Raw genomic sequence first — 20706 nt, 5'->3', positions numbered from 1 at the left:
CCTGTAGGTCTGAGAACGCGGTCGGTCAGGCGCGCGGTTCGTTCTTGTGAACGACCCCGTCCTTCATCACCAAACACACGGTGTCCAGGGCGGTGATATCTTGCGAGGGGTCGCCGGGGACGGCGATGATATCGGCGAGCAGACCGGGGGCGAGCCGGCCCCGATCGTCGGCGTCGATGAGTTCTGCGCTGGTGACGGTAGCGGCGCGCAGCGCCTGCATGGGGGTCATACCCCGGTCCACCAGGGCCCAGAGCTCCTTGGCGTTCTGGCCGTGGGGTACGGCCGGGGCATCGGTACCGCAGGCGATCTTCACGCCGGCCTCGATCGCCCTGCTCAGCATCCGGCGGGCCTTCGGGAAGACTTCGGCCGCCTTGCGGCGCAGCGCCGGTGGGGCTTTCGAGGTGTCGAGACCTTCGGACAAGTAGCTGGTCGGCACGAGGAAAGTGCCATGGTCGACCATCATCTGCACGGTGTCGTCACTGGCGAGGGATCCGTGCTCGATGCAGTCCACGCCCGCGCGGATACAGGCGCGGATTCCGGCGTCGCCGTGGGCGTGCGCGGCGACCTTGATACCGGCGCGGTGGGCCTCGTCGACGATGGCGGCGAGTTCCGCGTCGGAGTACTGCTGGGTGCCGGGGGCGGTGCTGTGCGACATCACCCCGCCGGATGCGGAGATCTTGATGACTCCCGCACCATATTTGATCTGGTACCGGGTCGCGGCCTGCACTGCCGGTACGCCGTCCGCCATTCCCTCCGGTATCGACATCGGCATGATGTGCGGGGCCAGCTTCTGGAACATGGTCGGATCGAGATGCCCACCGGTCGGGGTGATGGCGTGCCCCGCGGACACGATCCGGGGGCCGGGGAACCAGCCCTGCTCGATGCCCCGGTTCAGATCGACATCGAGCAGGTAACCACCGGTCTTCACCATGAGCCCGAGGTTGCGGACCGTGGTGAAACCGGCCATGAGCGTGGCTCGCGCGTTCACTGTGCCGCGCAGTGTCCGGTACACGGGATCGTCCTGGACCCCGTGCATCGGATTCGGCAGACCCGTCGGATTGTCGGGGCCACCGATGAGCAGGTTCAGTTCCATATCCATCAACCCCGGCAGCAGTGTGCAGTCACCGAGCTCCAGCACTGTCGCCTCGGCGGGGGTATCGGGCGGGTTCACCGCGTCGATGAGCCCGTCGCGCACCACGACCACCGCGGGCGAGCGGACGACGCCGGCCTCGATATCGATCCAGCGCGCCGCTCGCAGGACCGTTGTCCCGGCGCTCACGGCGCGGGCTCGATGACGCAGTCCATCGAGGCCTCGCTCGCGTCGGGTATCCACGGCTGGCGCCACACCTCGACCGGGAACGACACCATGATCATCGAATACAGCAGATGCAGCAGGTTCAGGGCGTCGTCGGGCATATCGTCGAGCCCGATGTGGTCGAGGTAGGTCATCGCGGCTTCGGCACGCGGAGTGACGGCGTCGTAGAACCGCTGCATATCGTCCATACTGCTGGCCATGCGCGTGCTGTAGCGTTCGCCTTCGGTGGCCAGGCACCAGTGGACAGCGAAGGGTTCCAGGTCGGCGAATTGTTCGGGCAGCAGGGTCATCGGTTCGTCGCCTCCGCACGTTCTTTCCGGTAGTTCTCGACCCACTGGCCGGCGGTTCTGTGCAGGTGCCGGAGCAGGATCTCCTGATCGCACAGCGGGAACCTGGTCACCGCGCGCGATTCGAGCATCATCTGGGTGGCTTCCAGGGTGCTGGCGTCCTGCAGGCCGTATTCCTTGAAGGTCACCGCCGTCATTTCGTGGGCGACCCGATCGCGTGGCGTCCGGGCCGGCATGAAGTACAGGTTCCCCTCGAAGATGTGGGTGTTGTAGGACGTCGGCCAGTAGTGGTAGGTGAGATACCAGCCGCTCGACCAGATGAGGATGACGAAGTTCGGGAACAACTGGAAGGAGTCCAGGCCCCACGGCTCGCATTTCCCCGGGTTCACCCCCGCGGGGAGTTCGCCGAGATCGGGGACGTCCCACGGTCCGAACAGCCCGCCGCGGGTGATGTCCTCCATGGGTTTGCGCATGGAGGGGTCGAGTTCCCAGGTCACCACCCCGGAGGTGCTGACCAGGCGGTGCGGGCCCTGCAATTGATAGTGCGGCGCTTCGAAACCCGCGGCCTGCGCGGCCGCGGAGAAGTTGTCCGGCGACTGGTTACCGTGCAGTACGGCCGCGTGGTAGAACTCGGCGAACGCGTCCATGTACAGCTTCCAGTTCGCTCCCACTTCGGAACGGTAGGAATAGCGTTCGGTGAGCTGATCGAACGGGTAGCCCTCGAGGTCGGTGACCATCGGGCCGAGAAATTCGCGCAACGACTGTTCGGGTTCGGGCGCCAGGTTCACGAAGATGAAGCCCGCCCACACTTCGCAGTGCACCGGGGCCAGCCCGTAGTCCTTCTTGTCGAGGTCGAAGAACTCGCCCTCCTGCTGCACGAAATTCAGTTCTCCGTCGAGCCCGTACCGCCACCCATGGTATTTGCAGGTGAACTGACGGCAGGTTCCGGAAACCTCCTCGCGTGGAAGTTCGTTCCACACCAGCTTGTTTCCGCGATGCCGGCAGATATTGAAAAAGGCTCGCACTTGCTTCTCTTTGTCGCGTACGACGATCACCGAGGTCCATGCGGCGTGGATCTCCTTGGTGAAGTAGCTGCCGACCCGCGGGACCTGTTCCACCCGGCCGACGTTCAGCCAGGCCTTCTTGAAGATCGCCTCCCGCTCCAACTCGAAGACTTCCGGTGAGATGGAGTCCTCGTAGGACATCGGTTCGGTACCCAGTTCCGAATAGTGTTCGGTCCAGCTGCCTTCGGGGGGTTTGGGCCATCGAGGCATGGTGGTGCTCCTTGCGGTGTGGTTCGGTTCGGTGGGCCCGGCGGCTACTGGATCGGTTCGTCGCCCAGGACGGTGGTGCGCAGCATTTCCCGGGGTGAATTCTCGGGATACGGTGCGGCTCGGTGGACGACGCCGCGGTTGTCCCAGATCACCGTGTCGCCGACCGTCCATTCGTGCCGGTAGACATGTGCCGGTGCGGTGCAGCGAGCGAGCAGGTCGTCGAGCAACGCGCGTCCCTCGTCCCGGTCCATCCCCACCACATGATCCGTCGAGGTACCCAGCACCAGTGAGCGGCGGCCCGACTTGTGTGTCCAGACCAGCGGATGCTCCCTGGTCGGCCAGCGACGCCAGAACTCCAGCTGTTGCGGTGTCGGATCGGCGGTGACCGGCCGCTGCGACGCCTCGAGCGTATGCAGAACCCGAAGCGACGCCAGATACTTCTTCTCGTCGTCGTCGAGCCGGTCGTAGGCGCGATAGGTACTGGCGAATTCGGTCTCCCCACCACTCACGGCGACGGCTTTCGCGGACAGGACCGTCGCCATCTGCGGGTAGGTGTCGTCTTTCGGAGTGCATCCATCGATATGCCAGTCGAAGGTGCCACGCAGGTAGCTCGCCGACGAGTTCTTCGCGGTGTCCAGGCTCACCCGGTAGATCCCGGATACCGGGTGGTGGCCGGCCGAGGTGTCGATATCACCGAGCTTGCGGCAGAACTCCACCTGTACTTCGGGTTCCAGATGCAGGCCCCGGAAGACCAGCACCCCGTTGGCTTCCAGGGCCTCCAGGATCGCGCCGGGCACAGTCTCGTCGGAGATCATCCGGTCCGAGTCGAGGCCGACGATCTCCGCGCCGATCTCGTGGTTCAGCTTTTCGACGGTCAGGGTGGGCATCACTGTGTCCTTCGTTCGGGCGTCGCGTGGCAGGTCGGCGGACTCATGGCCACGGCTCACCGGTCCGTTCGATTTCGGCATCGGCGCTGTCGACCGGCCTGGGCTGGAGGAAGATCTCGACCGCCATGGCGACCATGGACAGCGAGTAGACGAGTTGCAGCAGGTGCAGGACCTCGTCGGGCAGATCGTCGAGGGGAAATTTGTCGCAGTAGACGATGGCCTCTTCCAGGCGGGGGAAGAAGGCGGTGTAGAACTCCGACAGTTCCTCCATCGAACTGTCCATCCGGCGCTGCCAGCGTTCGGATTCCGTGGCCAGGCACCAGATAGGGGCGAACCGCTCGAATTCGGCGAACGCGGGTGGTAGCAGGTTCTCGCTCATCACGCTCCTACCCCCGCGCCGCGGTACCCGTCGACCCAGTCGGCGACCACCTTGTGGAAATGGCGCACCAGGATTTCCTGATCGTTGACGGGATAGTCGGTGATCCGCGCGGTGCGGTAGGCGGATTCGAGCGCGGTCTGGGTGCCGGTGAGCATTCCGGCGTCCTGCAGCGCGAACTCCTTGAACACCACCGAGGACACCTCGTGCTCTACTCGCTCACGCACTGTGCGGGCCGGTTGATAGCACAGAACGGCCTCGAACAGGTGGCTGTTGTAGGAGGTGGGCCAATAGCGGTAGATCAGATACCAGCCGCGGTAGAACAGCAGTTCCAGGTTGGGGAAGATCTGGAAATTATCGATACCCCACGGTTCGACCCGCCCCGGGTTGATACCCGGGGGCAACTCGCCGATATCGGGGGATTCCCACGGGCCGACCAGCCCGCTGCGGGTGGCGCGCTCGATGGGATACATGTATTCCGGGTCCAGCGTCCAGCGCCGCGCGCCGCCGGTGCTCACCACACGATGCGGCCCGTCGGTCTGGAAATGCGCGCATTCGAAACTCGGGTCGGGATTTCGCACCTTGCCCGGAACCTGCTGGGAATGCAGGCCGGGGACGTGGTAGTACTCCTGGAACGCGTCGGCGAACAGTTTCCAGTTGCTCTGATTCTCGGCCCGGAATTCGTACCATTCGGTCATCCGGTCGAAGGGGTAGTCCTCCAGGGCGGTGACCATCGGTCCGAGGAATTCCCGCAAGGTCTGCGGTGGTTCGGGGGCCAGGTTCACGAAGATGAATCCCGCCCACACCTCGCAGTGCACAGGCGCGAGCCCGTAATCTTTCTTGTCGAGGTCGAAGAATTCCCCCTCCTGCTGTACGAAGTTGAGTTCTCCGTCGAGCCCGTACCGCCAGCCGTGGTATTTGCAGGTGAACTGCCGGCACGTCCCGGACACCTCGGCGCGCGGTACTTCGTTCCACACCAGCTTGTTCCCCCGGTGCCGGCACATGTTGTAGAACGCGCGCACCTGCTGCTCGCGGTCGCGCACCACGACCACCGAGGTGCGGGCGATATGGATCTCCTTGGTGAAATAGCTGCCGACCCGCGGCACCTGCTCCACGCGGCCCACGTTGAGCCAGGCCCGTTTGAAGATCGCCTCCCGCTCCAGCTCGTAGAACTCCGGTGAAATCGAATCCTCGAACGACACCGGTCCGGTACCGAGTTCCGGATAGTGCCGGGTCCAGGTTCCTTCCGCCGGCTTCGGCCATCGCGCCATCGTCATTCCTCCGATTCGGGTACTTCGGGTGCCGCCGCGGGGCCGGCGTCGGGGTCGGGTTGCAGGTCCACACTGTTGAATACGAGGGCCAGGCACAGGTAGGAGCCGGCGACGAACAACAGCTCGAGCAACTGGTGGGTGTCGAGATGGCCGGTTAGCGCGGCCCAGGTGGCATCGGATACCCGGTACCGGTCGAGGAGTTCATCGGTCGCCGCCAGCACCAGCCGATCCGGCTCGGGCCAGGTCCCGGTCTCCCCGCAGGCGATGTCCTCGATCGTCTGGTCACCGATCCCGAGATCACGTGCCATCCGGGTGTGCTGACGCCACTCGTAGGCCGAGCGTGTCCGCCACGCGACCCGCAGCACCGCCAGTTCTCGCAGTCGCGGATCGAGCGTCGCCCGTTCCAGGAGCAGCCCGTTGTATTTCAGCCAGGCGCCGCCCAGTTCGGGGTGATGTCCGAGGATCCCGAGAATATTCGGCATCGGTGGCGCGTCGGGCGCTCCGGACAGGTATCGGTCGGCCCGGGCCACGCGTCCACGCAACATCGCCCGCGCGTCTTCGGTCCACTCCCCTACCGGAAGTGGTGCGAGCCGGGGAACCGTCGAGGTCATATCACTGCCCCGCCGTTCACTCCGAGTACCTGGCCGGTGATGAACCGAGCCTCCTCCGAGCACAGGAATACGCAGGCCGCGGCGATATCCTCACCGCTGCCCAGATATCCGACCGGGATCGCCCGCGCCATCGTCGCGTTGTCGGGCAGATGCCCGGCCGCCTGGGAAACCCGCGACATCGGGGTGTCGATACCGGACGGCGGGATGGTGTTCACGGTGATACCGGACTGCGCGTACTCCCGGGCCAGCGCTTTCGTCATCGCGATCACCGCGCCCTTGGAAGCGGTGTAGTGCACCATCTTCGGCGAGCCGCGCTGTGCGCTGGAGGACGAGATGGTGACGATGCGCCCCCAGCCCGACTCGATCATGTCCTGGATCACGGACTGGATGCAGTGAAACGTGCCGTTGAGGTTGACATCCAGGATGCGCTGCCACGAATCCGTCGAGATTTCGGTGAACGGCTCGAACGCGAAAACCCCCGCGCTGGTGACGAGCACCTGCACCGGCCCCCAGGCCGCCCGCACCTTGCCCACGGCCTCGTCGATCAACCCCCGGTCGGTGACATCGACCTCGAAGGCCATCGCCGTACCGCCCGCCGACCGCAGCTCGTCCGCGGCGCGCTCGGCGGCGACACCGTCGAGGTCGAATACGGCGACACGATCGCCACTCGCGGCCAGCCGGTGGCAGACCGACAGTCCCATCCCCGAGGCGCCGCCGGTCACGATCGTCACGCGCCCCGCGGAGCCGTTGTCACCGGGTGGAACCTTGTCCGGTGCCGCTGTGTGTGCGGGTCTGTTCATCGGTGAGCTCCTCTACTCGTAGACCACGTGCACCGATGCACCGGTCGGGTGGGCCTGACAGGTCAGCACCCAGCCCTCCGCGACCTCGGCAGTCGTGAGAACCTCGTTGCGGCGCATCTCGACGCCCCCGCCGGCCTCGATCCGGGCGGTGCAGGCGCCGCAGTGGCCGGACTCGCAGGTCGAAGGCGGATCCATCCCGAGGAATCGCGCCATTTCCAAGATCGTCATACCGTCGCGGTGTTCGGCACCGGCGGTACGGCGGCCGCAGCGAATCGTCACCCGGGTCGACCTCACGCCCGCCCGCTCCGCAGGCAGGGCAGCGGTGACGCGCGATGAACCGGCCCCTTGCCCCGTCTCGATGCGTTCCACGGTTCTCCTCTTCCGGAGCCGACGTAGCGGTGTGACAGAATCGACCGACCATTAAGCAGGTGATTAATTACTCGACTGATTAAAGTTATACGGCTGCCACTCGGCGTCCGTCAAGGGCCGAAAAGAACCTCGCGTGAAGCACGTTCACACCCCCGGATCGTCCCGCGACGTCCCCCTCTCCCGGGCCATCCGTACCGCGAAAGCCAGGGTTTCTATGATCAGAAGGCGGCCGTACCAGCACCGGGTCCGCGGCAGCAGAGCACGGTGGGCGTGCCGACTTCCCGCGGCAGCAGATGGAGGCACCATGAACAAGAAGGAACCGAGCGACCGCGGCGGCCGGGAAAGCCCCGCCGACCCGGCAAGCCTGTCGACTCGGAGCGCGCTGCTCGACGCCGCCCAGCAGGTCATGCTCGAAGAGGGCTACGCCGCGGTGAGTTCCCGCCGGCTCGCGGCCCGCGCGGGGGTGAACTCCGCGCTCGTCCACTACTACTTCGGCACCATGGACAACCTGTTCGTCGCCCTCTTCCGCCGGGGCTCCGAACGCAGCTATCAACGCCTCCTCGCGGCCGCCGGATCCGATCAGCCGCTCTGGGCGCTGTGGGCCGCGATCCACGACCAGTCCCGGACCTCGCTGACCATGGAATTCGTCTCCCTGGCCACTCACCGGCCCTCGATCCGGACCGAGATCACCCAGTCGTCCAAACGATTCCGCGAACTCCAGCTCGAGATAGTCACCCGCGCCCTGCGCAACCACGGCGACACCGCGTGGACGCCGATAACCCTGGTCATGCTCATGTCCAGCGTCTCCCGCTTCCTGCGCATCGAGGAGTCGTTCGATATCGACAGCGGGCACGCCGAGATCACCACCCTCATCGAGGACTTCCTCCGCGAAGTGGAAGGCCCCGAACGCGAGGCGTGACATACCCGGGCGCACGGCGCCCGTCGAGGCGGCTCCGCACGGTCCGGCCGGGTCGCCCCGGCCGGCTGCGATCACGACCCCGCGGTGACGGGGGCGGCGAGCCCCTGTTCGTCGATCATCCGCTCCAGGGCGACGAGAGTGTCGTCCAGACCCGGTCCCGAACGGCGGCCCGGCGTGAACGTCGCGGGTAGTTTGCGCATCCCCTGGATCACCCCGATGGTGTCGTAGTGCACGGTACCTTCGGGATCACAGTCGAAGTCCGGCATCCGGTCGAGGACGGCGACCAGCATCCGCTTGAATACCGTGCGCGCGAGATTGGACCCGATGCAGCGGTGTATGCCGAGCCCGAAGCTGGTGTGCCGATTACCTTTACGGTCCAGGACCAGGGTGTCGGGTTCGGGGAATACCGCGGGGTCGCGGTTCGCCATCGCCCAGGACAGCCAGAGCCGCTCGCCTTCTTCGAACCGCTGGCCGGCGATTTCACAGTCCGCGGCGATCGTGCGGCCGTCACCGGGCGCGGGGGTGAAGTAACGCAGGAATTCCTCGGTCGCGGGGTTCAGCAACAGGTCGCGTTCGCGACTGAGGGTGTCCCGCTCGCCGGGATGTTCGGACAGCCATTCCAGTGCGTGCGCGGTCAGGGCGGTGGTCGTATCGAACCCGCCGCCGATGAGCAGCCCGAGCATGCCGAGCAGATCGATGTCTTCGGGCTTTTCGCCGTCGATTTCCAACCGGGCCAGTCCGTCGATCAGGCCGGGTCGCGGGTTCTCCCGTATCTCGTGCAAATTCGCCAGCAGATCCAGACCCATCGCCATGTTCAGTTCCTGCACCCGCTCCCGGTCGGGTGAATCCGGTGGGGTGTACACCACCGCGTGCGAGGGTTCGTTGTAGACAACCCACTTCTCCAGCGGTATTCCGAGCATGCCGAGAGTCACGACGGCGGGGACGATATTCGCGAGATCATCGACGAAGTCGATCCGCCCGGACTCGATCTTCTCGTCGAGACAGGCGCGCACCAGCTCATCGATGAAAGGCTCCCACCGGCGTACCGCGCTCGGTGACAGGTACGGATTGAGTACCGCACGGAACAACCGGTGCTCGGGATCGTCCATTTCCAGGATGCCGTTACGCATGGGCATCGGGGTCTCGGCGAACGGAATGGTGATGCCGAGATACCCGCGGCGCTCGTTCTTGTAGTCGCGATCGTTGGATACGTGCGGGCACCGCGCGAGTTCGAACACCTGCCGGTGGCCGGCGGCGACCCAGTGGCCACCGTAGGTGCCGGTCCAGGCCACCGGGCATTTTTCGTGCATTTCCCGGGTGATCGCGGCGAATCGGCCCCGATACTCCGGGGTGTGGCGATCGAAGTGATAGAGCGCGCGGGCCCGGCCCGAGTCCGGCGGCGGGTGTCCTGTGTCCACTGCTGTTTCCTTTCGAAAGGGAGTCTGTACACCTCGGCGGGCATCATCGACTTCCTTGGGGTTTCGGTGCGCTGAGCTCGCGCAGCGCCGCCGAGAACAATTCGTCCATGTACGGGCTCAGGTCGGAGAGTGTCGCGGCATTCGCGTACCCGGCCGGCCCGAAGACACGTTCGAGCGTGTCGTCGGTGGTGGCCGCACCGATCGAAAGGCACAGGCACGCGATCCCCTCGGCCCGGATTTCGTCGACTGCCTTGCGGCTATCGGCTTCCGCGTAGCGGCTTTCGTAGCCGTGGTCGTAGGGCAGAGCGTCGGAAAGGACGAGGAGCAGACGATATGGTGTGCCCGCTTCGGCCTCGAGAATCCGGCCGGCCCCGCGGATACCGGCACCGAGTCTGGTGTAGCCATCAGGCCGAAGCTGATTGAGACGCGCACGCTCGACGGCACCGAATCGTTGGTCGAAGGTTTTTATCGCGGGGAGATGAACGGCGTGCCGGCTGTCGGAGCGGAATGCGTAGACGGCGACGCGGTCCCCCAGCTCCTCGAGTATGGCGGCGAGGGTGGCGGCCGCCCGGCGGTGGTGCTCGTGGACGGCCAGGCCGTCCGGGTCGGTATCGGTGGCGGACCCGGAGGTGTCGAGCAGGATGAGGACGCCGAGATTGCGGGCGAGTTTTCGGGATTCGGCGTACACGTTCTCCGCCGGTGAGTGTCCCGACTGAACATCGACCACCAGATCGAGCAGTGCATCGATATCGAGTTCGTCCCCGTCGGGACGTCGGCGTAGCACCTTGGGGCCCAGACCGACACGGGCCAGGCGCCGCCGAAGCTCCTCGTCGTGCGGTATGTCGGCGGCGGAGGTATCGGCCTCGGTGGTCAGTGGGAAGTTCAGAACCCGGCACCACTCGGCCCGGTACCGATTCGCGTGGCAGTCCCATTCCGGGTACCACGCTCCGCCTATGCCGCTGACGGCACCGGGCTTTCCGTCGACGATGAAATTGATCGCGGTCGGTAGCGGCCGGGCATCGGCACTGGCCGTGCCGCCCCGCCGAACGGCACGAACCTTCATCTGGGCACCGGCATCGCTGTCGCCGGGGGCACGCGAAGTACCGAGCAACTTGCGCAGGAAATCGGCAAGCTTCTCCGAGTTGACCAGGGGGTTCTCGAGAAATTTCAGGATCCGGCTGGTTCCGGCTCTCTCCTGGTTGCCGGCTTCCTCGTCATCGTCCTCGTCCTCGAGTTGGTCGAGGAGATCGAAGTCCAGTTGCAGATCTTTATCGGTGGCCCGAGCGGTCGGCCCGCTGCCGGACTTCAGTACTCGCGCGGGTTCGATGACCCCGAACCACTCCGGCGAATCGGCTATCACTGCCTTACCTCGGGCGAGGGCGAGCGATTCGTCGGCGGTGGCGGTTGTCGCCTCCCCGTACGGAACGAGCCCAGCGGCGAGCGGAACCCGGTGAGCGAGTTCGGTGAGCCCTCGCCGGCCTTCGAGTGCCAGGTAGCGACGTGCGACGCGGGGACGGCCCCGGAGCCCCTTGACCACGCGTGGGTCCAGGCTTCCCGCCCGCAGCAGCGCGCACTGCACCAGCACTTCCCTGCGCTGATGGCCGCGGGAGCGGCCCGCGGAGACGAAGACCGCATCGCCGTCGGTGTACGCGGCCTCGCCGGCCGGGGCCGCCGCGACTGCGACGGGCCGGCCGGCGAGGAAGGTGGCGAGGAGCCGGAACCGTTCCGGACCTCCGGTTTCCGATGGGGTCATGACGACGGCAGGACAGCGTCCGCGAGTTCACCGAGGGCGCGGACGATATCCGGATCGTCGGACAGGGCCTGGACGACAGCGGATCGCACGGCGGCGCGCAGGTTGAGCCCACCCGCCACCAGGGACCCGGCCAGGATCAGCATCCTCGTCGACGACGCTTCACGCAGCGGTGATCCGTCGAGGTTCCGGATGGCGTTACCCAGCGTGACCAGAGCATTCGCAATCTCCGGAGCGACCCCGGCCTCGCGCGCCACCACCTCGCGTTCGATCTCGGGCGGCGGAAAGCCGAGTTCGATTGCGACGAATCGCTGCCGGGTGGACTCCTTGATGTTCTTCAGAACACTCTGGTACCCGGGGTTGTAGGAGATCACCAGCTGGAAGCCCGGCGCTGCCGGAACCGTGGTGCCGAGCCGGTCGACGGGCAGTTCGCGGCGATGGTCTGCCAGCGGGTGGATCACCACAGTGGTGTCCTGACGCGCCTCCACGATCTCGTCCAGATAGCAGATTCCGCCCTCGCGGACGGCGCGCGTCAAGGGTCCGTCGACCCACACCGTTTCGCCGCCTTTGAGCAGGAAGCGGCCCACCAGATCTGCGGAGGTCATATCTTCGTGACCGGCGATGGTAATCAGCGGGCGGCCCAGTTCGTGCGCCATGGCCTCGACGAAGCGGGTTTTCCCGCACCCCGTGGGGCCTTTCAACAGGACCGGCACTCCGCGGCAGGACGCCGCGCGGAATACTTCGGCCTCGTCTCCGACCGCCCGGTAGAACGGTGCCTGCACATCGGGGCGGCTCACGGCTGTAGCGGTGGTCGTCATATCAGTCCTCCGGCTGGAACGGGACGATCTTCGGAACCTCGACTCCGTCCGGAAGGACGAGCTGACCGTCTTTGTTGATGTAGCCGGAGTCGTTGCGTGGCATCGGCAGATCGGGATGGGGGCAGGGCTTGTCCGTCCCGTCCCCGCAGATGCCGCCGGTGAAGTACGAACGCTCCTGGATATCTTCGGGCCAGGGATCCGCGTGCTGGCCGACCCATTGCGCGGGAAGGTTGTAGAAGACGAAGAAGATCGCGCTCACCGCGGCGAATATCGCCAGGAAACGCGTGAGCTGCTGCCGGACGACGCCGCCGCGGACCTGGTCGAGCCCACGCTCCACAATCGTGCGCCCGCGATCATCGGTGAAGAAACGCAGACAGGCCAGACCCGCTTGGACCGCACCCCACATCAGGCCCTCGTAGATCGGCCACTGGTAGTAGTGACCCGCGTTGAACGACACCGACTGGATCGCGCCCGGGAAGGTGTAGAGCCCGAGCGGCAGCAGCATGCAGCCTTCCATGATGAAGTCCAGGACGAAGGTGAACGCGAAGGTGACGCCGATCAACTGGAGATTGCTGATCCCGGGCCAGCGCGATTTGACCTTCCGCATGAACCAGCACACGACGATCGTGATCAGCAGCACGCCCCACGCATAACCAGGGACGTTCATCAGTAGTGGTTCGGCGACCTGGGCACCCGGCTCCTCCTGCGATACCCAACCAGGAACGTAGGGCGCCCACGAACCCCTGTTGAACATCCAGGTGTTGTACGTGCACCACGTGTTCACATAGTTCAGGAACGGGTCCTGGAAGAACATCAGGCCCATGGACGCCAGCAGGATGCCGTCCAGGGTGATCCGGCGCTCGCGCCACCACGGCCTGATGATCCACCAGTAGATGGCGAAGGGAAAACCGATCAGGACGCCGGCGGTCCAGATGCTCAGGATCGTCTTCATGAGCATCGGCGGATCGTTCGGGCCGGTGGGTACCCGCTCGAAGTAGGGGCCGGTGATCCATCGGATCCACACATACACCTGGAGCGCCAGGATCAGCCCGCCGACGACGGCCCAGATATAGAGGGCTTTGCTCGTTTGCCGATTCTCGGAGCCGAGGGTCGCGGCGCCGAGTGTTTCGGTGACCTCGGCGGTCTTCTTGTTCGACAGTTCGCTCATGCAACTGCCCCTTCTGGATTGCGTTCTGGAGCGCTCGCGGGCCCGACCACTGCGAGCGGAAACTCAGCGATGCGCTCGATACCACCGGCGCCGCAATGGAAGTCCGTTCTCACGGCGAAGTCCGCCTCCTTCCGGCGACCGGCCCTTCGCCAAGATACCCAAGGGTATCTATCATCACAATGGGTTTCTGAGATCCATGTTAGGATCGAGTCCGTGGTGGAGCGTTGGACGAAAGAGCGGCGATTGGAGCGCACCCGCGCGCTCCTGCTGGATGCTGCCGAGGAAGTGTTCGCCGAAAAAGGTTTTGCGGCCGCCACCCTCGACGACATCGCCCATGCGGCCGGCTACACGAAGGGCGCCATCTACAAACACTTCTCGGTGAAGGAAGAGCTGTTCCTGGCGGTGAGCGATCGATACTGGCGCCGCTACTTCGACAACTTCGCCGAAGTCCTCTCGAACGTCACGGCGGTGGGACCGCACGAACTCGACCGAGTCGCCGAACGGTGGCGCCGGCTGAGTCACGACCGCGGCGCCGAGCACGCCGCGCTGGGGCACGAGTTCACTCTCTACCTCCTGCGGAATCCCGAGGCCCGGGCACGGGTAGCGGCCAAGCGCCTGGAGGTGGCCGAAGAACTCGCCGCATTCGTCGCCGAGAACCTCGAGCGCGTGGGCGGCAGCCTGACGATCACCCCGCGAGCCTTCGCCCAGGTACTCATCGCCACCAGCGATTCCGTGATCCTCGGGAGCCAACTGGACGATATCGACCTCTACCGGCCGATCCTCGAAATGTATCTATCCGTCGTCAAACTTCCCTGACGATCATTTCCTGCGACTTCGCGGGCGGCTGCACAAGTTCCGCGTGGCGCGGCGTGAAAGAAGGCACCATGAGCGCTCCCGTCCTCGTCACCGGCGCATTCGGCCAGGTAGGCAAACGCGTCACCGAACTCCTGCTGTCCAGGGGGCATACCGTGGTGGCCACGGATCTGCGCACCGACACGGCGCTGTCCGCTGCGGAAAAACTGGCCGGTGCCACAGTGCCGGGCACTCTGCACACCACCTTCGCCGATCTGCTCGACTCAGACGCTGTCGAGGCCCTCGTGGACGAACACCGCCCCGGCACGATCATCCATCTTGCCGCCATGTTCTCCCCGCAGTCCTACCGCAACCCGCAGCTGGCCCGGCGGATCAACGTCGGCGGCACCGAGAACCTGGTGCGTGCGGGTCAGCGGCTATCGACCGCTCCGCTGCTGCTTTTCGCTTCCAGCGCAGCGGTATACGGTTCCCGCAATCCGCACCGCCACCCCGAACGCATCACCGCGGACACCCCGGTAGCCCCGATCGACCAGTACGGCGAGGACAAGGTACTGGCCGAGGGCGTCATCACACACAGCGGACTCCCCCATGCGTTCCTACGGCTCGGCGGCGTACTTTCTCCCGACACCACCGCCGGTATCAACACCGACCATCTCGTACTCATCCGCGCCACCCCCGGCGACAACCGGCTACACGGCGTCGACGCTCGCGATGTCGCAATGGCGTTCGCCAACGCTGCGGACCGCCGGGACAGTGTCAACGGCAAAGTACTGCTCATCGCCGGCAACGGGAGTTATACCCACACACATCGCGACGTCGAGGACGCCATGTTCGAAGCCATGGGCATCGGCCGGCTCGGGCCTTCGGCCAGTTTGCCCGGCGACCCCGGAGACGATCGGGGCTGGGCATTCACCGGCTGGTTCGATACCTCGGAATCACAAGCACTGCTGGACTTCCAACAGCACGAGTGGCCGGAGACGGTCGCCTGGATCGCCGAGGCCCAGCCGCGCTTGTTGCGCACACTGCTCCGTACGACCGGTCCCCTCCTGCGGCCGGCGATACGCACGGCCCTGGCCGTGCAGCGTCGATTCGAACACCGCGGCCCCTACGCCGACCCATGGACCCTGATCTCCTCTCGATACGGCCCGCAGGCCCTCGCCCGAGGTGTGACGGCAAATTCGGCCCCCGAGCCCGGCGTGTGACGACCAGAAATCGTGGCGGGCCGGGCCGGCCCCGCTCTCGACTGGACGCCACCGAAGTTCCGGGCTCTGTGCCGATCGTCCAGAAACAGCACGAGTCCAGTGGCTTCGACCTGTGTGGCGTACAGACCGTTTGATCCGACACCGCCTAAGGTCTCACTCGGTCCGCCCATCAGGGGCAGCTGAGTGGAGGGGTTCGACGAATGAAGTCCGAGAGAATCACTGCTGCCGTTTTCATGGCCATTTCGGCCGTGGGCATCACTGCCGTAACCGCCCGTGCCGAGCCGGCCGTCACGCAGCAGCCGACCGCAGTGACCGCGGGGGACACGACTTCCGGCGCGGACCACGGAATCAATTTCCGGGTCACCGTTGCGCCGGTCGACAGGCGAGTTGTCACCACCGTCGAGAACGGCCGGTTCGAGATCGGGCAGAACGGCGCGGTGATGCTCGAGACCGGCGACGGAACGGCGGTGGCCGAAGTGCCGCAACGGTACGCCGCCGAGGGACGTTCGATCGCACTTGCGCCGCATATCGGTGCCGGCGGCCGCACCCTGACGCTGACAACGAGCCCCACGGCAGAAGCTGGTGCGCAACTGAAGGACATCAGCTCCTACAGCCGCCTCGCGGAGCAGATCAACAAGAACCTGCCCGGCGTCGTCGGCGGTGCCATCGTGGGCGGCCTCCTCGGCGCATGCCTGTTCCTGATCTGGGGCGTCAGCATCCCCGTGGGTGTGCTGGTCGGTGGAACCGTCGGCGGGTACATCATGGGCGGGCCGGAGTTCCTCGGCGCCGTACAGGCGTTCGCGACCGGTCAGCCGTGATCACCGGTAGGTGAAACAGCGGCCGGCGGGGTCGCATCGGACCACGCAAGGCCCCGCAGCACACGCTCGAAATGACGCAGCACACGCTCGAGAGTGGCTTCCGCCGTAAAAACTACTGAACAAATCGCCATAGAGCGTCATTTCTCTGACAGGGCGTCATTTTCCACCGCTAACGAGAATCTGATTCTACGATTAGGTAGATTGTGGTTCTACAAGCGGAGGCAGCGATGGACAATGACGCGTTCAGCGGGATCCGCGTCGTGGAGCTCGCGCAGTGGGTCTTCGTCCCGGTGGCCGGCGCATTGCTGGCGGATTGGGGGGCGGATGTCATCCGGGTCGAACGCCCCGACGGAGACCCCTACCGCAACCTCGCCACCCAGGGCATCGGCGCCGACAGCGGCGGGGTGAATCTGTCGGTGGCCCTGGCCAATCGAGGAAAACGCTCGGTCGCGCTGGATCTACGGACCGACCGCGGCCGGGAGTTGCTCGACGAACTGCTCGCGACCGCCGACGTCTTCCTGACGAATTTCCGGCCCGCGGCGCTACGCCGCCTGGGACTCGATGCCGGACAACTCACGCAGCGGTTCCCACGTCTCGTCTATGCCCGCGGGCACGGCTATGGCGTGCGCGGCCCCGAGGCCGGCAAACCGGGTTACGACTCCTCGGCATTCTGGGCGCAGGGCGGACCCGCCTACGTTCTGACACCGCGCGACCGCGAGTATCCGATCAGCCAGCGCGGTGCGATGGGTGACCGCAACGGCGCGATGGCGCTCGGCTTCGCGATGGCTGCCGCGCTGTTGCGACGGGAACGCACCGGCCGCGGATCGGTGGTCGATGTCTCACTGCTCGCGACGGCGATGTGGATGCTGTCCTCCGATGTACTCGCGGAATTGGCGGGCAACTCCCCCGTCGCCGTCTCCGGGCGCGGAGGTTCGGCCAACCCCCTGGTCGGCGCCTATCGCACCAAGGACGCCCGGCATATCCAGCTGGTCTTTCTCCAGGCCGACCGGTACTGGGCGCAGTTCTGCGACCTTGTACAGCGCGCCGATCTGCGGAGTGATCCACGTTTCGCCGATATGGCGTCGCGTGCGGCGCACCGCGCGGAATGCGTGGCCGAACTCGACGCGGAGTTCGCGCGCCGCACCTTCGACGAGTGGAAGCAGTTGCTGTCCCGGCTGGACGCGCCGTGGGCCCCGGTGCAATCCATCGGCGAACTCCTCGAAGACCCCCAGGTGCTGGCCAACGAGTATCTGGGGGACGTCGAAACCGAAACGGGTGCGGCATACCGGCTCCCGACCGGACCGGTGCAATTCGACGAACGGCCGCCCGTCCTGCGGCGGGCACCGGAACACGGTGAGCACACCGAGGCCCTGCTGCTGGAGCTGGGGTACTCCTGGAGCGATATCGCCGAACTCCAGGATTCCGGGGTGGTCCCGTGACGATGCCCGCCCGTCCGCTTCCTGTCCCCGATGCCCGCTCGGCTCCGTACTGGGCCGCGGCGGCGCGGCATGAGCTCGCGATCGCCCGCTGCGCCCGGTGCGACCGATTCGAGATACCGCCCGGCGCGACGTGTTCGCACTGCGGCACCACAGATCCCGATTTCCGTTTCGAACTCGTCAGCGGGCTGGGCGTCGTTCGGTCCTGGACGGTGGTCCACCGCGCCTCGCTACTCGGCTTCGCCGGCGACGTGCCCTATCTGCTGGTCGATGTCGAATTGTCCGAACAGGCCGGACTGCGGATGATCGGAAGACTCCTCGACGGTCCCGATACCGTCCTGCGCGAAGGGGTTCCGGTGCGGGTGGCGTTCGAGGATGTCGCGCCGGGGACAGCGGTGCCGGCCTTCACTCTGGCCACCGGGGGATCGTCGTGACCGGCCGGTTCCACGGGCACGGGCGAGTCGCTGTCGTCGGATACGCCCATAGCGGCATCCGCCGTCATTGCGAGCAGCCGCTGGGCGCCGTCACCGTCGAGGTGGCGCGGGCGGCCGTCGCGGACGCGGGGTTGCGGCCGCAGCAGATCGACGGATTCGTCACCTCGGCGCTGTTCCCGACCTCCGGCGATCACCGCGTCACCGACGGTGTGAGTACGGTGTCGGCGGATTGGCTGGCGGCGAGAATGGGTGGTTCGCCACGGTATATCGCCGGGTTCAGCGGTATCGGCCAGATACCCGGCGCGATGGCGCTGGCGGTGAACGCGATCGTCTCCGGTGCCGCCGACTACGTCGTCGTACACCGCGCCCTGCACAACCCGGCCGGTGGTTATCACGACAATCCGATGACGGCGGCCGAGGGCGCACAGCAGTGGACCGCCCCGCAGGGTTTCGGGGGCCCGCTGCCGATGATCGCCCTCCCCTATCGCGAGTACCTGAACCGGTACCGGGCCGATCCCGCCACGCTGGCCGCGGTCGTGGTCGAGGCCCGCAAGAACGGCGCGCGTATCCCGTGGTCGCACTGGTACGGAAAGCCGCTCACCACTGCGGAATACCTGGCGGCACCGATGATCAGCGACCCGGTCCGGCGCTTCGATTGCGATCTGCCGGTGGACGGAGCCGCCGCCTTCGTCCTCACCTCCGCCGAACGGGCCCGCGACCTTCCGCACCGGCCCGTGTACGTGGCCGGTTACGCGCAGAGCCCACCGCCGCGGCAGCGGGTGGGGCTGCACTGGCCGCTAGACGACATCATGGCAGGTGGAGAGGTCGTGGCCCGGCGCCTCCGGGATGCGACGGGATTACAGCCCGCCGCCGTCGACCTACCCCAGCTCTACGACGGATTCTCGCCCTTCGTGTATTTCTGGCTCGAAGCCCTGGGCTTCTGCCCGCGCGGAGAGGCGCACAGTTTCGTCCGCGACGGCGGTATCGACAGCGACGCGCCCGGTCGCCTTCCGGTGCTGTCGGGTGGCGGAGCTCTGGGTAACGGGCGTATGCACGGCATACCTCAGATGCTCGAGTGCTACCTGCAATTGGCCGGTCGCGCCGGCGACCGCGCTCGTACCGGTGTGACCACCGCTCTGGCCTGTCACTCCTCGCCCCATTACGGCGGCGTCGTCGCCTACACCACCGAACCCGGCTGAACCGTCCGAGACCACCGCCGCCCCGCGGCAACAGGAGCCCGAACCCATGGAAACAATTCTCACGGAGCACCGCTCTTATATCGCCGGCGGTTGGGTGACCGGTGACGACACCATCGCCGTCGAGAACCCCGCCGACGAGTCCTGCTTCGCCGAGATACCGGCCACCCCGCTGCCCGAGATCGATCGCGCGATACGCGAAGCGCGGCGCGCCTTCGACAGTGGCGTATGGGCCGATACCCCGGCCGGGGAACGGGCCGCGGCGCTGCGGGCGCTGCTGTCGTATCTCGAGACGAGGCGGGAACCACTGGTGGCGACCATGGTCGCCGAGGCCGGCCAGCCGCGGATGTTCGCCGAACGCTCCCAGTTCACTTCGGGGCTGGCCATGGCCCGCGGCATGATCGACCTCTACCTGTCCCTCTCGCACGAGGAACCCAATCCGGTACCCGTCGGCGAACTCATCCGCGGGCGGGTGGCACTCAGCCTCCGCAGGCATGAGCCGGTGGGCGTCGTCGCCGCGATCACCCCGTACAACGCGGCGTTCATCATGGCGCTACAGAAGCTGGTTCCCGCGCTCATGGCGGGTAACTCGGTGATCCTGCGTCCGAGTCCGCTCACTCCGATCTCGTCACTGATCTTCGGCGCCGCCGCCGAGGCCGCCGGGCTCCCCCGCGGTGTGCTCAGCGTTGTGGTCGAATCCGGTTCCGCCGGTGCGGAACTGCTCACCACCCACCCCGCGGTGGACATGGTGTCGTTCACCGGGTCGACCGCGGTCGGCAGGCACATCATGGCGCAGGCCGCACCCACCCTCAAACGGGTCGCGCTCGAACTCGGCGGTAAATCGGCGCAGATCTATCTCGACGACGCCGTCGGCAAAGTCGCGACCGGCGCCGCCGCCGTGATCGGCGGTACCGCCGGGCAGGCCTGTGTAGCCGCGACCCGGATGCTCGTCCCCAGGGAGCGCAAGGACGAAGTACTCGAGCTGGTCTCCCGCACCTATGCCGGTCTCGTCGTCGGTGCGCCGGCCGATCCGTCGACCACGATCGGCCCGCTGATCAGTGCCGCGCAACGGCAGCGGTGCGAAGAAATCGTCGAACGCGCCGTCGACAAGGGTGCGACCGTGGTGCAGGGCGGCGGCCGGCCCAGCGGCTTCCCGCACGGTTACTACTTCGAACCGACCGTGCTCGATGTTCCCGACAACGGCAACCCGGCCGCACAGGAGGAGATCTTCGGCCCGATCCTGTCGGTGCTGGGTTACCGGGATATCGACGACGCCGTCCGGATCGCCAACGACAGCCGATATGGCCTGTCCGGTCAGGTGTACGGGGGCGATCCCACCGCCGCCACGGCCGTCGCGCGCCGATTGCGCACCGGCGCGGTCAATGTCAACACCGCGCTGTTCAGCGCCTACGCCCCGGGTGGCGGTTACAAGCAGAGCGGCCTCGGCCGCGAACGCGGTCCGGACGGGATCCGGGCCTTCCAGGAAGTCAAACATCTTGTCATCGGCGATCTCAGGTGACCGCCCGCCCGACCCGAAGGAGTAA

At 66.3% G+C, this 20706-nt stretch carries 21 protein-coding genes; 8 read left to right on the top strand and 13 right to left on the bottom strand.

Annotation, left to right across the window (positions count from 1 at the left end; genetic code table 11):
• Nucleotides 1–25: 25 nt before the first annotated feature.
• The 9 genes from AB0F41_RS06670 to AB0F41_RS06630 are packed head-to-tail and all read right to left on the bottom strand — an operon-like array spanning nt 26 to nt 7100.
• A complete protein-coding gene (locus tag AB0F41_RS06670; protein ID WP_357421715.1) occupies nt 26–1279 on the bottom strand; it encodes an amidohydrolase family protein in 1254 nt (417 codons plus the stop codon).
• Nucleotides 1276–1605, bottom strand: a complete 330-nt coding sequence (locus AB0F41_RS06665) for a hypothetical protein (RefSeq protein WP_357421714.1) — start codon at nt 1603–1605, stop codon at nt 1276–1278. The genes AB0F41_RS06670 and AB0F41_RS06665 overlap by 4 nt, the downstream gene beginning before the upstream one ends.
• A complete protein-coding gene (locus tag AB0F41_RS06660) occupies nt 1602–2876 on the bottom strand; it encodes an aromatic ring-hydroxylating dioxygenase subunit alpha (RefSeq protein WP_357421713.1) in 1275 nt (424 codons plus the stop codon). The genes AB0F41_RS06665 and AB0F41_RS06660 overlap by 4 nt, the downstream gene beginning before the upstream one ends.
• 44 nt (nt 2877–2920) lie before the next feature.
• Entirely contained in the window at nt 2921–3763 is an 843-nt protein-coding gene (locus AB0F41_RS06655) for a TauD/TfdA family dioxygenase (RefSeq protein ID WP_357421712.1), read from the bottom strand.
• Between the two features lie 43 nt (nt 3764–3806).
• On the bottom strand, nt 3807–4142 hold the full coding sequence (locus tag AB0F41_RS06650) for a hypothetical protein (protein ID WP_357421710.1): 336 nt from the start codon (nt 4140–4142) through the stop codon (nt 3807–3809).
• Complete coding sequence (locus tag AB0F41_RS06645; RefSeq protein WP_357421709.1) at nt 4142–5410, bottom strand: aromatic ring-hydroxylating dioxygenase subunit alpha; 1269 nt, start codon at nt 5408–5410, stop codon at nt 4142–4144. Before AB0F41_RS06645 ends, AB0F41_RS06650 begins: the two co-directional genes overlap by 1 nt.
• Nucleotides 5411–5412: 2 nt before the next feature.
• Entirely contained in the window at nt 5413–6021 is a 609-nt protein-coding gene (locus tag AB0F41_RS06640; RefSeq protein WP_357421707.1) for a carboxymuconolactone decarboxylase family protein, read from the bottom strand.
• Nucleotides 6018–6821, bottom strand: coding sequence for an SDR family NAD(P)-dependent oxidoreductase (locus tag AB0F41_RS06635; protein WP_357421706.1), 804 nt, complete (start codon nt 6819–6821; stop codon nt 6018–6020). Before AB0F41_RS06635 ends, AB0F41_RS06640 begins: the two co-directional genes overlap by 4 nt.
• A gap of 12 nt (nt 6822–6833) precedes the next feature.
• Nucleotides 6834–7100: a 2Fe-2S iron-sulfur cluster binding domain-containing protein gene (locus tag AB0F41_RS06630; RefSeq protein ID WP_357421705.1), complete on the bottom strand. Its 267-nt coding sequence runs from the start codon at nt 7098–7100 to the stop codon at nt 6834–6836.
• A gap of 394 nt (nt 7101–7494) precedes the next feature.
• Between AB0F41_RS06630 and AB0F41_RS06625 the strand changes: the two genes are divergently transcribed.
• Nucleotides 7495–8109 (top strand): TetR/AcrR family transcriptional regulator, encoded by a 615-nt coding sequence (locus tag AB0F41_RS06625; RefSeq protein WP_357421704.1) that lies wholly within the window; start codon nt 7495–7497, stop codon nt 8107–8109.
• A gap of 71 nt (nt 8110–8180) precedes the next feature.
• Here AB0F41_RS06625 and AB0F41_RS06620 read toward each other — a convergent pair whose 3' ends face one another.
• The 4 genes from AB0F41_RS06620 to AB0F41_RS06605 are packed head-to-tail and all read right to left on the bottom strand — an operon-like array spanning nt 8181 to nt 13263.
• On the bottom strand, nt 8181–9527 hold the full coding sequence (locus tag AB0F41_RS06620; protein ID WP_357421703.1) for a cytochrome P450: 1347 nt from the start codon (nt 9525–9527) through the stop codon (nt 8181–8183).
• A gap of 43 nt (nt 9528–9570) precedes the next feature.
• Complete coding sequence (locus AB0F41_RS06615; RefSeq protein WP_357421702.1) at nt 9571–11280, bottom strand: VWA domain-containing protein; 1710 nt, start codon at nt 11278–11280, stop codon at nt 9571–9573.
• Entirely contained in the window at nt 11277–12095 is an 819-nt protein-coding gene (locus tag AB0F41_RS06610; RefSeq protein WP_357421701.1) for a CbbQ/NirQ/NorQ/GpvN family protein, read from the bottom strand. The genes AB0F41_RS06615 and AB0F41_RS06610 overlap by 4 nt, the downstream gene beginning before the upstream one ends.
• 1 nt (nt 12096) lies before the next feature.
• Complete coding sequence (locus AB0F41_RS06605; protein WP_357421700.1) at nt 12097–13263, bottom strand: spirocyclase AveC family protein; 1167 nt, start codon at nt 13261–13263, stop codon at nt 12097–12099.
• 213 nt (nt 13264–13476) lie between these two features.
• Here AB0F41_RS06605 and AB0F41_RS06600 point away from each other — a divergent pair, with 213 nt between their 5' ends.
• The 7 genes from AB0F41_RS06600 (at nt 13477) to AB0F41_RS06570 (ending at nt 20681) form a co-directional block, all read left to right on the top strand.
• Complete coding sequence (locus tag AB0F41_RS06600; protein WP_357421699.1) at nt 13477–14079, top strand: TetR family transcriptional regulator; 603 nt, start codon at nt 13477–13479, stop codon at nt 14077–14079.
• Between the two features lie 68 nt (nt 14080–14147).
• Nucleotides 14148–15278: an NAD(P)-dependent oxidoreductase gene (locus tag AB0F41_RS06595; RefSeq protein WP_357421698.1), complete on the top strand. Its 1131-nt coding sequence runs from the start codon at nt 14148–14150 to the stop codon at nt 15276–15278.
• Nucleotides 15279–15478: 200 nt separating this feature from the next.
• Nucleotides 15479–16096, top strand: coding sequence for a hypothetical protein (locus AB0F41_RS06590; RefSeq protein WP_357421697.1), 618 nt, complete (start codon nt 15479–15481; stop codon nt 16094–16096).
• A gap of 227 nt (nt 16097–16323) precedes the next feature.
• Nucleotides 16324–17535, top strand: a complete 1212-nt coding sequence (locus AB0F41_RS06585; RefSeq protein ID WP_357421696.1) for a CoA transferase — start codon at nt 16324–16326, stop codon at nt 17533–17535.
• A gap of 2 nt (nt 17536–17537) precedes the next feature.
• Nucleotides 17538–17966, top strand: a complete 429-nt coding sequence (locus AB0F41_RS06580) for an OB-fold domain-containing protein (protein WP_357421842.1) — start codon at nt 17538–17540, stop codon at nt 17964–17966.
• Complete coding sequence (locus AB0F41_RS06575; RefSeq protein WP_357421695.1) at nt 17963–19165, top strand: thiolase family protein; 1203 nt, start codon at nt 17963–17965, stop codon at nt 19163–19165. Before AB0F41_RS06580 ends, AB0F41_RS06575 begins: the two co-directional genes overlap by 4 nt.
• Before the next feature lie 46 nt (nt 19166–19211).
• Nucleotides 19212–20681, top strand: coding sequence for an aldehyde dehydrogenase family protein (locus tag AB0F41_RS06570; protein ID WP_357421694.1), 1470 nt, complete (start codon nt 19212–19214; stop codon nt 20679–20681).
• Nucleotides 20682–20706: the final 25 nt, after the last annotated feature.

The sequence above is a fragment of the Nocardia sp. NPDC024068 genome, assembly GCF_040638875.1.
Classification (GTDB): Bacteria; Actinomycetota; Actinomycetes; order Mycobacteriales; family Mycobacteriaceae; genus Nocardia.
Note: the sequence above shows the minus strand (reverse complement) of the source record. Positions and strands in the feature narration are given on the sequence as shown.